Source organism: Chiayiivirga flava (assembly GCF_014202825.1).
GTDB lineage: Bacteria > Pseudomonadota > Gammaproteobacteria > Xanthomonadales > Xanthomonadaceae > Chiayiivirga > Chiayiivirga flava.
Map to the genome: position 1 here is coordinate 14,183 of NZ_JACHHP010000003.1, position 12,686 is coordinate 26,868.

Consider the following 12,686-nt stretch of genomic DNA (forward strand, 5'->3'; position numbering starts at 1 on the left):
TGCGCGGCAAGCAGCTCCTACGAATCCCGAATCCCGAATCACGAATCCCGGTCTTCCCATGAAATTCCCCGAATCCTGGCTGCGCGAACACGTCACCGTCGATGCCGACCGCGCCACGCTCGCCGCCACGCTCACCGCCATCGGTCTGGAAGTGGAAGCCGTCAACACGATCGGCAGCCCGCTCGACGGCGTGATCGTCGCGCAGATCGTCGCCTGCGAAAAACACCCGGAAGCCGACCGCCTCAAACTTTGCCGCGTCGATGTCGGCAACGGCGAGACGGTGCAGATCGTCTGCGGCGCGCCCAACGCGCGCGAAGGCCTCAAGGCCCCGCTCGCTACCGTCGGCACCACGATGCCCGGCGGCCTGGAGATCAAGCCCGCGAAACTGCGCGGCGTCGAATCCTTCGGCATGTTGTGTTCGGCCAAGGAGCTGGAGATCGACCCCGACGCCAGCGGCCTGCTCGAACTGCCGGCCGACGCCCCCGTCGGCACGTCGATCGCGCAGTACCTGGGCCTGCCCGACGCCAGTTTCGAGCTCAAGCTCACGCCCAACCGCGCGGACTGCTTCAGCGTGCGCGGCGTGGCCTTCGACGTGGCGGCCGCGTTCGGCAGCACGGTCGCGCCGTTTCCCGTCGCGCCGGTGCAGGCCGCGATCGCCAGCGAGCGCGCGATCGAGCTCGATGCCGGCCGCGACGTGCCGCGCTTCTGCGGCCGCATCATCGAAGGCATCGATCCGGACGCAGCGACCCCGCTGTGGATGCGAGAACGCCTCAAGCGCGCGGGCCTGCGCCCGATTAGCGCGCTCGTTGACGTCACCAATTACGTGATGCTCGAACTCGGCCAGCCGCTGCACGCGTTCGACAACGACGCGCTGCAGGGCACGGTGCGCGTGCGCCGCGCGAAGGCCGGCGAAACCCTGAAGCTGCTCGACGAACGCGAGGTCACGCTCGATTCCGACTTCCTCGTGGTGGCCGACGACGAGGGCGCGCTCGCGCTCGGCGGCATCATGGGCGGCTGGGATTCGCGCGTGACCGGCAGGACGCGCAACGTGTTCCTCGAAGCCGCGCACTGGGCGCCGGACGTGATCGCCGGCCGCGCGCGCCGGCTCGGCATGCACACCGATGCCTCCCACCGCTTCGAGCGCGGCGTCGATCCGGAATTGCCGCGGGTGGCGGTGGAGCGCGCCAGCGCGCTGATCCTGGAGATCGCCGGCGGCCGTCCCGGGCCGCTCACCGAGGCCGCGTGGAAGGAGCATCTTCGTCCGCACGCGCCAGTGCTGCTGCGTCGCCAGCGCCTGGGCCGCATCCTCGGCATGGAGGTGCCGCCCGACGAGGTGGAGCGCATCCTGCTTGCACTCGGCATGACCGTGCTGGCGGACGTGGAAGGCTGGCGCGTCACACCGCCGTCACGCCGCTTCGACATCGCGATCGAGGAAGACCTGATCGAGGAAATCGCGCGCATCCGCGGCTACGACGCGGTGCCGCTGCATGCACCCTCCGGCCAGATCGCGCTCGCGCCGATGCCCGAGGCGCGGGTCGAGCTGGCGGACCTGCGCCGGCAGCTGTGCGCGCGCGGCTACTTCGAGGCGATCAATTACGCCTTCCTCGATGCCGGCACGCTCAGGACCTGGTCGCTCGATGCCGACGCAGTGGCGCTCGCCAACCCGCTGTCGGCGGACCTCGGCGTGATGCGCACGTCGCTGCTGCCGGGCCTGGTGTCCGCGCTGCAGCGCAACCGCGCGCGCCAGCAGGAGCGTGTACGCCTGTTCGAAACCGGGCGTGTGTTCGCGCGCACCGCCGACGGGCTGCGGGAAACCCTGCGGGTGGCCGGCGTCGCCTGCGGCACGGCCAAGGCCGAGCAGTGGAACGCCACCCGCCGCGGGCTCGATTTCCACGACGTGCAGGGCGACGTGGAATCGCTGCTCGGCCTGTCGGGCGCGAATGTGAATTTCCGTTACGTTGCCGCGAGCGAGCCTTGGCTGCACCCGGGCCGCTCGGCCGAGCTGTGGCGAGGCGACGTGCGTGTCGGCGTGCTCGGACATCTGCATCCTGCGCTCGCCCAAGCGCTTGATATCGATGGGGAAGTGCTGGCATTCGAGCTCGATGCGGAGGCGCTGGTCGAGCGCGTGCTGCCGCGCGCGGCCGATCTGTCGAAATACCCCTCCGTGCGCCGCGATCTGGCCGTGGTGGTGGCGCAGGACACGCCCTGGAGCGCGCTGGAGGCCAGTTTGCGTGCCGCGCTCGGACCCCTGCTGCGCGAGGTGCGGCTGTTCGATCAGTACCGTGGAACGGGCCTAGAACCGGGGTTCAAGAGCCTCGCTATGGGCTTGATTTTACAGGATGGTTACCGCACCCTTCACGACGCAGACACCGACGCGGCCGTGCAGGCCGCGCTGGTGGCGCTGCAGCACGATTGCAGCGCAAGAATCAGGGGATGACATGGCTTTGACCAAGGCAGACATGGCCGAGCGGCTGTTCGAGGACGTGGGCCTCAACAAGCGCGAGGCCAAGGAATTCGTCGACGCGTTCTTCGACACGCTGCGCGATGCACTGCAGCGCGGCCAGCAGGTGAAATTGTCCGGTTTCGGCAATTTCGACCTGCGCCAGAAGAATCAGCGCCCGGGAAGGAACCCGAAAACCGGCGAGGAGATCCCCATCTCCGCACGCACGGTCGTCACCTTCCGTCCCGGGCAGAAGCTGAAGGAACGCGTGGAAGCGTATGCTGGACCCGGGCAGTAACCGCGAACTCCCGCCCATCCCGGCGAAGCGCTACTTCACCATCGGTGAGGTCAGCGAGCTGTGCGACGTGAAGCCGCACGTGCTGCGTTACTGGGAGACCGAGTTTCCGAACCTGAAGCCGGTGAAGCGGCGCGGCAACCGGCGCTACTACCAGCGCCACGACGTGCTGACCATCCGCCAGATCCGTTCGCTGCTGTACGAGCAGGGCTTCACCATCACCGGTGCGCGCCAGCGGCTGGAGGGCGAGCAGGGCAAGGCCGAGGCGACCATTTCCTCGCAGATCGTCCGCCAGGTGCGGATGGAGCTCGAGGAAGTGCTGCAGCTGCTGCGGCGCTGAGGCGTGCTGCCGGCGCGGCAACGCGCCGGGCCGGTCGCGCCGACGTGCCTGCCGCCCCCCGAGCCATGCGTTCAGTGCGACGCGGGTCGTCGGCGTCCGGTGTCGTCAGGCCCGAGTGACGCGCGGGGGAGGCTGTCGCCGCTCCGGCGTTGCCGTCATGCCGTGCGAAACAGGCCCCGCACCGCGTCGCGCGCCGCCTCGAAGGAAAAGTGCCGTCGCACGTTGTCCAGTCCGTGGTCGGAGAGCGACGTCCAGAGCGCCTCGTCCTCGTACGCGCGCACGATCGCGTCGGCGAACTCGGCCGGTTCCTGCGCCACGAGCACGTCGCGCCCGGCCTCGGCATGCATGCCTTCCACCGCGATCGGCGTGGCGATCACCGGCTGGCCGTAGCTCATGCTCATGTTGACCTTGCCCTTCACGCCGGCGCCGTAGCGCAGCGGCGCGACGGCGAGCCGGATGTCGTCGAGCATCGGCTCCAGGTCCGCGACGAAGCCGTGGAACACGACGCCGTCGATGTCGCCGAGCGCGCGCACCGCGTCGGTGGCGCGGCTGCCGACGAGGTGGAAGCGCACGTCCGGCAGACGCGCCCGCACCCGCGGAAAGATCTCGTGCACGAACCAGGTCGCGGCGTCGATGTTCGGCGGATGCTGGAAGCCGCCGACGAACACCAGGTCGCGCCGCTGCGCGAAGTCGCGCCGACGGCCGAACACCTCGTGCACGTTCGACAGCACCTCCACGCGCGCGCCGGGCGCCTCGCGCGCCAGCAGCTCCCGTTCGACCGGGCTCACCACGAGGGTCGCGTCGCAGCTGCGGATCAGGGCGAGTTCCTTGTCGCGCGTCTGCGCCGCGGTGCGTGCGAGATCCTCGCGGCCGGAGAGCGCCGCCTCGCGCTGCTCGCGCAGGTAGTGCAGGTCCACGGTGTCGAACACCAGCGTCGCCTGCGGCGCGTGCAGCCGCACCAGTCCGACGTAACTCGACGCGATGTAGTGGCGGCTGATGAACACCAGGTCGAAGCGCTTGCCGTTGTCGGCAAACCAGCGCACCGGCTCGCTCAGCCACGGGTGCCACAGCACCTCGATGCCCAGCTGCTGCAGCGCCGCCGTGTACGTCTCCACCCAGGCCCGGTTGTCGGCGAAGAAGGTCACCGCGCAGCCGTCCGCGCGCAGTACCTTCATGAGGTTCACCAGGCGCAGCGAGCCCGAATCGTGGTCGGGCTGCGGCGTGGTCGCATCGATGACGAGAACGCGCCGTGTGGCGCGCTGTTCGCGCGCGATGGCGATGTCGGTGCCGGGCGGCACATGCGTCGCGAGCACCTCGCGCCAGCGTTCGACGAACTTTTGCTGGTTGATCGCCTGGAAGCGCTTGGTGCCGCTCCCGGCCACGTCGGTGCCCGAGGTGACGCCTTCGAAATGCACCACCACGCTCGCCGGCTGGTACAGCACGCGCAGGCCGGCGGCACGCACCTTCATCGCCAGATCGGTGTCTTCATAGTAGGCCGGTGCGTAGTGGCTGTCGAAGCCGCCGAAGCTGCGGAACAGCGAGGCGCGCAGCGCGATCGCGGCGCCGGAGCAGTAGTCGACGTCGCGCACGTAGTTGTAGCGTGCGTCGGCGGGGTCGTCGAAGCGGCCGTAGTTCCAGCCCGAGCCGTCCGAGAAGACGATGCCGCCGGCCTCCTGCAGCCGCCCGTCCGGGTAGACGAGTTTTGCACCGACGAGGCCGACGTTGTCGTGCCGTTCGAACGTATCGAGCAGGGCATCGAGCCAGCCCGGCTGCACCGCGGTGTCGTTGTTGAGGAACACGATGAACTCGCCGTTCGCGATCGCGGCGCCGGCGTTGCACGCGCCGATGAAACCGAGGTTCTGCGCGTTGCGGACGTAGCGCAGGCCGGGCACCTGCGGCAGGCGCTGCGCCGATTCGTCGCCGGAGCAGTCGTCGACGACGATGACCTCGAACGTGCTCGCATCGGTCATCGCGGCAAGCGCGGCGAGGCAGGTGCGCGTGTGGTGGAAGTGGTTGTACACCGGCACCACGATGCTCGCGCGCGGCGCCTCCGGCTGCGGCAGCGCGGGCAGCGGTGCGTCGTCGGGCTGCGTCTGCGGCAGCACCAGCGCAGTGGACGGTTGTGCCGGCTTGAACTCGTCGCCGATGCGCCGCAGCGTGCCACCCAGGCCGCGCAGTTTCAGACTGCGCTGGAAGCGGTGTCGCAGCGCGAGCGCGCGTTTGGCCTGGAACGCGGCGCGTGCCGGCAGCGCTTCGATGCGCCGGCGCGCCCAGCGCAGCGGTTTGGTCAGGCGCCAGGAACTGCTGCGCAGGATGTCGTCGAGCAGGTTGCGCGTGCGCGCGTGGGCGTCACGCTCGCGCGCGATCTCGGCATCCAGGCGGGTCTGCTCCGATACCACGAGTGCCTTGAGGCGCTCGGTTTCGGCCAGCAGCGTCTGGGCCCAGGCGCCGCGTGCGTCGACCTCGCCCTGCAGCCGCGCGGCGAGCGCGGTCAGCTCGTTGGTCTGCGTTTCCAGCGACTTCGCCCAGCGCGTCCGATCGCGTGCGATGCGTTCCTGCGTCGCGGCCCAGTCGGCGCGCTGTTCGAGTTCGCGCTGGCGTTGCGCCAGCAGCACGTGCGCGGCGCGCAGCTCCGCGGCACGACGGGCGAGCGCGGCCTCGGTCTGCAGCGGCGCGGCGCCGAGCATCGCGCGCAACGGCGGCGCGGCCGGCGCAGGTTGCGCGGGCAGCGCGTCCGCATAACGCGCCGCCATTGCCGGCAGCGTCGGCAGCGCGGGGCGCGCGGCTGCGCGCAGCGCCTGCAGCGGCGCGCGATCGTCGCGTAGCTGCGCGAGCAGTCGGGCGAGCGCCTGTGCCTCGGGCGCCACCAGCAGGCCGTCGCGGCCGTGCTCGATGCGTTCGGCGAAACTGCCGAGCCGCGTCGCGATCACCGGCACGCCCAGCTGCCACAGTTCGGACAGCGTGTAGCTGTAGGTTTCGGCCACCGTGGACGCGAGCAGCGCCGCATCCGGACGCAGCTGCGCAAGCAGCGCGGGCAGCGCGTCGCGCTCGTAGTTCATCGCCACGTGGACGCCGCGCCGGCCGAAGAAGCGCATCGCCGCGGCGCCACCGCCGAGCAGCACGAGTTCGACGCGCTCGGGCAGCTGCGGCAGCAGCTCGGCCAGCAGATGCTCGCCCTTGGCGCCGTTGATGCGGCCGACGACTACGATGCGCAGCGTGTCCCGATCGGCGTCGGTGTCGATCGCGGGCAGCGCCTGCGCGAACGGCGCGAAGCCGTGCTCGATGCGGTGCCAGGTGCGCTGCGCGAGTGCCGGTTCGATGCGCAGCAGATTGCGTTGCACCGTGTCCGAGGGCGCGATCAGCGCAACGTCGGCCCGTGCGAGAGCATCGAGGTAGGCCGCGCGCAGCGCGATCCAGGCCTCGGGCCGGGTCTCGGAAAACTCGAAGCCGCGCGTATCGCGCAACGCCTCGGCAATGGCCGTGGCGGAAAAATCGCGGGCAGCGTCGTCGAAATCGGCGTGCAGGCGCGGCCACAGCGGGTAGTAGTCGTGGCACACGACGGCCGTCGGCAGGCCGGTGCGCAGCGCGTCGAGGCTGTGGCCGATCAGCGAGGACACCAGCACGCCGCCGATGCCGAAGTCGCGCAGCACCGTGGCGAGGATGGCGCGATACTCCGCCGATTCGCCGGCCGTGGCGGCGATCGGCGCGGCCAGCGGCCAGCGCCGCAGCGGCGCGGCCTGCACGTCGGCATGCAGCGCGAGCGCTTCGCCGTGGCAGCGCCGCTCGGGGCTGCCCTGCGCCACGAGCACCACGTGGTGGCGCTGCGTGTCGGCGCGCGCGAGATCGGCGACGAAGCGCTGCGCACCGCCGCCCCAGCCGTGCAGCACGTGCAGCACCACGGCCCGCCCATCCAGGCCGTACAGCGGCAGCGGCTGCGCGCCGAGGGCCTGCAGGCGGGCCCGCAGCGCGTCCGCCAGTGCGCCGGCGGCGGTGCGCTGCGAGGTGCCGACGCACAGATGGTCGAGCATCGCGCCGCCGACGCCGACGGGCAATTCGCCGTCGCGACCGTCCCGCGACAGACGCGACAGCGCCGATGCACGCCACAGGCTCAATGCGCCTGACCAGCCGGCACACGGCAACACGGCGTGGTCCGACACCGCGCGGCAGCGGGCGTCGAGCGCAGCGGCATCGGCGTCGGACCCGAGATCGGCGCTGCCCAATGGCGAGAACACGCCACTGTCGCCGTCGACGTTCGCCGCGGCCAGCAGGCGCGGCCACCACGCGGCAGGCAGCTGCGTGTCGGCGTCCAGCAGCAGCGCGTCGCGGCCCGGTCGCGCCTGCGCCAGCGCATGCAGCGCCGCGCTCGCCGGGGCATCGCTTCGTTCCACGACGAGCGTGGGAAATCCCTCCGCATCGACCCGTTCGTCCGAACGCAGCACGACGACCATCTCGAAGGCATCGCGCAGCGGGCCGGTGGCTCGCGCGAGGCGCGCGGCCGTCCACGGCTCGCGCGACACCAGGCACAGCAGGGGCAGGAGCCGATCGGACGGATCAGGGACGGGATTCAATGCAATACCGGAAACAGCCAGCCCGAAGCGGGCCGCGGATTATCCCCTGTCCGATGCCGCGCCTGCCAGTTGGTGCCCGCGGGTTGCCCGCCGGGTTCAGCGCCATGCCACGCGGTGGCCTGTACACTGCCGCGCTGTTTCCCCGTACCGAACCCCTCTTTTGCCCCGTCGCAGCAAGACCCCGACCCCGCCGCCTTCGCGCTGGACGACGCGCTGGAAACCGATCTTCTGGCGCGTTCTGCCGCTGGCGCTCGCCGCCTTCGGTATCGTGCTGGGTTTCTTTGTGCCGTACCTGTGGGTGCTCGACGAGCGCGTGCAGGAGGAGTTCGGCCGCCTCACCTGGCAGGTGCCGACGCGGGTCTACGCGCGCCCCCTCGCGCTGTCGCCCGGCCTGCCGATGAGCGCCGAGGCGCTGGAGGACGAACTTGCCGCGGCGCGGTACGCCATCGACGGCGAGGCGCGCCAGGCCGGCACCTATGCGCGAGACGGCGGGCGCTTCGTCATCGCCACGCGCGGCATCATCGATCTGGACGGACGCACGCCGCCGCAGCGCATCGAGCTGACCGTCGGCGACGGCCGCGTGCGCACGCTGTCGGTGGCGGGGGCGCCTGTGAAGTCGGCACGCGTGGATCCGGCGCGCATCGCCACCCTGTACGGCGAGAAGCAGGAGGAACGCCGACTGGTGCGCCTGCAGGATGCGCCGCCGCTGCTGCTGACCACGCTGCAGGCGGTCGAAGACCGCGACTTCAAGCATCACATCGGCATCGATGTCGGCGGCATGCTGCGCGCGGCGTGGGTCAACCTGCGCGAAGCGGACGCACGCCAGGGCGCGAGCACGCTCACCCAGCAGCTGGTGCGCAACCTGTACCTCACCCGCGACAAGAGCTTTGCGCGCAAGTTTCGCGAAATCCTCTACGCGCTCGTGATCGAGGCGCGATTCGACAAGAGCACCATCCTGGAGGCCTATCTGAACCAGGCCTACATGGGCCAGCAGGGCGGGCAGGCGGTGCACGGCGTCGCGGCCGGTGCCGAGTTCTGGTTCGGACGCGACCTCGACCAGCTCGGCACCAGCGAGATCGCGCTGCTGGTCGGACTCATCAAGGGGCCGTCGGAATACGATCCGCGCAAGCATCCCGAACGCGCCACCCAGCGCCGCAACGTGGTGCTGCGCCAGATGGCGGACACCGGCCTCATCACCGACGCCGAACTCGAACTCGCGCGCGCCCGACCGCTCGGCGTGACGCCACGTGCCAGCCTTTCGCGCGATCGGTATCCGGCCTTCATGGACCTGGTGCGCGACCAGCTGCAGCGCGACTATCCCGCCGACGCACTGCGCGGTGCCGGCCTGTCCGTGCTCACGACGCTGGCGCCGTCGGTGCAGGGCCGCAGCGAGCATGCGGTGACGGCGCAGCTCAAGGCGCTGACGCAGGACAAGCGCCCGCCGCTCGAAGCCGGACTGGTGGTCACCGACACCGGCAACGGCGAGGTGCTGGCGATGGTGGGCGGACGCGACGTCGCCGCGCACGGGTTCAACCGTGCGCTGCAGGCGCAGCGGCCGGTCGGATCGCTGCTCAAGCCGTTCGTGTATCTGCTCGCCCTCGCGCAGCCGGGCCGGTATTCGCTGGCAAGTTCGGTGGACGATGCGCCGCTGACGCTGCGCGTGGCCGGCGGCAAGACCTGGAGCCCGGAAAATTCGGACAACGTCAGCCACGGTCGGGTCACCCTCGTCGATGCGCTGGCGCATTCGTACAACCAGGCCACGGTGCGGATCGGCATGGACATCGGTGTCGACCGCCTCGCGCGCCTGATCAAGGTGCTCGCGGAGATCGATGCCGCGCCGCATCCCTCGCTGTTGCTTGGCGCGGTGGACCTGAGCCCGCTGCAGATGGCGCAGGCCTTCCAGTTCCTCGCGTCCGGCGGCCAGGTGCAGCCGCTGCGCGCGGTGCGCGGTGTGCTCGACGCGCAGGGCAAGGCACTCAACCGCTACGACACCGCACTCGAACCGGCGCAGCCCGGCGATGCGATCGCCGCGCGCCTGGTGTCGCTCGCGCTGCAGGAGACAGTGCGCAGCGGCACCGCACGCGCGCTGCTGTCCGACGGCCTGGGCCACCTGGCCTCGGCCGGCAAGACCGGCACCAGCAACGACAGCCGCGACAGCTGGTACGCCGGCTACACCGGTTCGCATCTGGCCGTGGTCTGGGTGGGCAACGACGACAACCAGCCCACCGGCCTGTACGGCGCGACCGGCGCGATGAAGGTCTGGTCGGCGCTGTTCAAGGCCCTGCCGAGCGCGCCGCTGCGCGTGTCCGAGGACGGGCTGGAAGCGGCCTGGGTCGATGTCGGAAAATACGCCGTCACCGACGAGGACTGCCCGCAGGCCAGACGCTTCCTCTTCGTGCACGGCTACACTCCGGAACACTACGAACGTTGCCCGATGGCCCGCCTGCGCGGCTGGTTCGGGCGCGAAGGAGATTGACGATCATGACGATGCCCATCCCCGGCGTATCGCGCCATCTCGCCGCCGTGGCGGTTGCGCTGACGCTTGCACTGGCCGCCTGCTCTTCGCCATCGACGCCGCAGAAGGCGGCCACGAAGCCTGCGGCCCCGGCGGCACGCAACCTGCTCGCCGAAGTGCGCGCCGCCGGCGCGAACGGCGACGATTCGCTGGACGTGCAGCCGTTGCGCGATCCGGTGATCGAGGACCTGCGCGCCAGCGCCACGCGCGCCGAGGCCGCCGCCAGATTCGGCGAGGCCGACGGCTTCCTGCGCGAAGCGCTCGCGATCACGCCGGACGATCCGGAACTGCTGCAGTGGCGTGCGGAACTTGCGCTTGCGCAGGCGCAGTACGACGAGGCGGTGCAACTGGCGAGCCGCTCGTACGAGACCGGTCCGAAGCTCGGCGCGCTGTGCCGCCGCAACTGGACCGCGGTGAAGCTCGCGCGCGAGATGACCGGCCACGCCGCCGCGGCCACCGCGGCCGCGCAGCAGGCCGCGCGCTGCACCGTCGAACCGCCGGTCCGGATGTGAGGCGCAGCGTCGCGGCGACGCGTCGGCGGTGACGCTGCCGCAAACAACGTTGCCGCAGTCCACCGCCGCGGCGCTTGCCGACGACGGTCCGCTCGCGCGCAATATTGCAGGCTACGTCGCGCGCCCGGCGCAGCAGCGCATGGCGCAGGCCGTGGCCGACACCATCGAGGCCCGCGAACACCTCATCGCCGAGGCCGGCACCGGCACCGGCAAGACCTACGCCTACCTCGTGCCGGCGCTGCTCAGCGGCCAGCGTGTCATCGTCTCCACCGGCACGCGCGCGTTGCAGGACCAGCTCTACCACCGCGATCTTCCGCGCGTGCGCGAGGCGCTCGGCGTACGCATCAAGAGCGCGCTGCTGAAGGGGCGAAGCAACTACCTGTGCTGGTACCGGCTCGAACGCGCCCGGAACGAAGGCCGATTCGTGTCGCGCGAAGCGGTGGGCCACCTGCAGCGCATCCACGCCTGGGCCGGGCGCAGCAGGAGCGGGGATCTGGCCGAGATCGACTTCGTTGCCGAGGACTCGCCGTTGTGGCCGCAGGTCACCTCCAGCGTGGAGAACTGCCTCGGCGGCGAATGTCCGTTCTACGCCGAGTGCTTCGTCGTCAAGGCGCGGCAGGCGGCGCAGGAGGCCGATCTCGTCGTCGTCAACCACCACCTGCTGTTCGCCGACCAGGCGATCAAGCGCGAAGGCTTCGGCGAAATCCTGCCCGGCGCGCACGCCTTCGTGCTGGACGAAGCGCACCAGCTGCCGGAACTTGCCGCGCAGTTCTTCAGCACGTCGGTCTCGATGCGGCAGCTGCAGGAACTGGCACGCGATGCCGTTGCCGAATGCGGCGAGGTCAGCGGCGCGCTCGACGAAGTGCAGGAGCCGGCACGCGACCTCGAACAGCGGCTGCGCGAATTGCGCCTCGCGCTCGATCCTCTGCCGACGCGCGGTCCGCTGTGGCAGATCCGCCGCGACGCCGAGTGCGACGATGCACTCGCCGCCACCCAGGCCGCCTTGTCGGCGCTGCATTCGGTGCTCGATGCATTCGCCGAACGCAGCGTGGGCTTCAAGGCCTGCGCCGAACGCGCGCAAAGCCAGCGCGAGCGAATGGCGCAAGTGCTCGGCGACAGCGCCGGCGGCGAGGTGCGCTGGTACGAGATCACCCCGCGCGGCTTCGCGCTGCATCTCACGCCGCTCGACGTGGCGCAGCCGTTGCGCGAATTCCGCGAGCAGTCGCGCGCCGCGTGGATCTTCACCTCGGCAACGCTCGCCGTGGACGGTGGCTTCGACCATCTTGCCCGGCAGCTCGGGCTGGAATCGCCGCGCACCGTGCTCGAACCGAGCCCGTTCGACTTCTCGACGCAGGCACTTGCCTACCTGCCGCGCGGCATGCCCGAGCCGAACATGCGCGGCTACGTCGACGCGATCGTCGAGGCTGCGCTGCCGGTGCTCGATGCCTCGAACGGCCGCGCCTTCCTGCTGTTCACCTCGCACCGCGCGTTGCGCGAGGCGGCCGACAAACTCGCGGTGCGGCGCGATTTCCCGCTGTTCGTGCAGGGCACGCAACCGCGCCATCGCCTGCTCGAACAGTTCCGCGCGTCGGGCAACGGCGTGCTGCTCGGCGCCGCCAGTTTCTGGGAAGGCGTGGACGTGGCCGGCGAAGCATTGCAACTGGTCGTCATCGACAAACTCCCGTTCGCCGCGCCCGATGATCCCGTGCTCGAGGCACGCCTGGACGCCGTGCGCCGCCGCGGCGGCAACGCCTTCCGCGACTGGCAACTGCCCACCGCCGTGATCGGCCTGAAACAGGGCGCCGGCCGCCTCATCCGCACCCACGCCGACCGCGGCGTGCTCATGCTGTGCGACCCGCGCCTCATCGCAAAAAGCTACGGCCGCGTCTTCCTCGACAGCCTCCCGCCGCTGCCGCGCACGCGCGAGCTGGCCGACGTGCAGGCGTTCTTCGCACGCGCAGCGTCCTGATCGGAAGGTTGCTAAACAAGATTATTTTTGTTTAGCATGAACGCCCG

7 protein-coding genes and 1 pseudogene are annotated in these 12,686 nt (G+C 70.6%); 6 read left to right on the forward strand and 2 right to left on the reverse strand.

Annotation, left to right across the window (positions count from 1 at the left end; genetic code table 11):
* Positions 1 to 58: 58 nt before the first annotated feature.
* The 3 genes from pheT to HNQ52_RS08685 are packed head-to-tail and all read left to right on the forward strand — an operon-like array spanning position 59 to position 3,075.
* Complete coding sequence (gene pheT / locus HNQ52_RS08675; protein ID WP_183960754.1) at positions 59 to 2,437, forward strand: phenylalanine--tRNA ligase subunit beta; 2,379 nt, start codon at positions 59 to 61, stop codon at positions 2,435 to 2,437.
* A gap of 1 nt (position 2,438) precedes the next feature.
* Entirely contained in the window at positions 2,439 to 2,738 is a 300-nt protein-coding gene (locus HNQ52_RS08680; RefSeq protein ID WP_183960755.1) for an integration host factor subunit alpha, read from the forward strand.
* Positions 2,719 to 3,075 carry a MerR family transcriptional regulator gene (locus HNQ52_RS08685; protein WP_183960756.1) on the forward strand — a complete coding sequence of 119 codons (357 nt, stop codon included), beginning with the start codon at positions 2,719 to 2,721 and terminating at the stop codon, positions 3,073 to 3,075. Before HNQ52_RS08680 ends, HNQ52_RS08685 begins: the two co-directional genes overlap by 20 nt.
* Before the next feature lie 155 nt (positions 3,076 to 3,230).
* Here the strand turns inward: HNQ52_RS08685 and HNQ52_RS17645 are convergent, their stop codons facing one another.
* Together HNQ52_RS17645 and HNQ52_RS17650 are read right to left on the reverse strand one after the other, a co-directional pair.
* Complete coding sequence (locus HNQ52_RS17645; protein ID WP_425486491.1) at positions 3,231 to 5,333, reverse strand: glycosyltransferase; 2,103 nt, start codon at positions 5,331 to 5,333, stop codon at positions 3,231 to 3,233.
* Positions 5,334 to 5,864: 531 nt separating this feature from the next.
* Positions 5,865 to 7,523, reverse strand: a pseudogene (locus HNQ52_RS17650) (glycosyltransferase); the annotation flags it as partial.
* A 280-nt stretch (positions 7,524 to 7,803) separates the two neighbouring features.
* Between HNQ52_RS17650 and mrcB the strand changes: the two are divergent.
* Genes mrcB through yoaA form a run of 3 tightly spaced genes read left to right on the forward strand, consistent with a single transcriptional unit; the run spans position 7,804 to position 12,639 of the window.
* Positions 7,804 to 10,119: a penicillin-binding protein 1B gene (gene mrcB, locus HNQ52_RS08695; protein WP_183961194.1), complete on the forward strand. Its 2,316-nt coding sequence runs from the start codon at positions 7,804 to 7,806 to the stop codon at positions 10,117 to 10,119.
* A gap of 5 nt (positions 10,120 to 10,124) precedes the next feature.
* Positions 10,125 to 10,670 (forward strand): tetratricopeptide repeat protein, encoded by a 546-nt coding sequence (locus HNQ52_RS08700; protein ID WP_183960758.1) that lies wholly within the window; start codon positions 10,125 to 10,127, stop codon positions 10,668 to 10,670.
* 28 nt (positions 10,671 to 10,698) lie between these two features.
* Positions 10,699 to 12,639 (forward strand): DNA repair helicase YoaA, encoded by a 1,941-nt coding sequence (gene yoaA, locus HNQ52_RS08705; protein WP_343059270.1) that lies wholly within the window; start codon positions 10,699 to 10,701, stop codon positions 12,637 to 12,639.
* Positions 12,640 to 12,686: the final 47 nt, after the last annotated feature.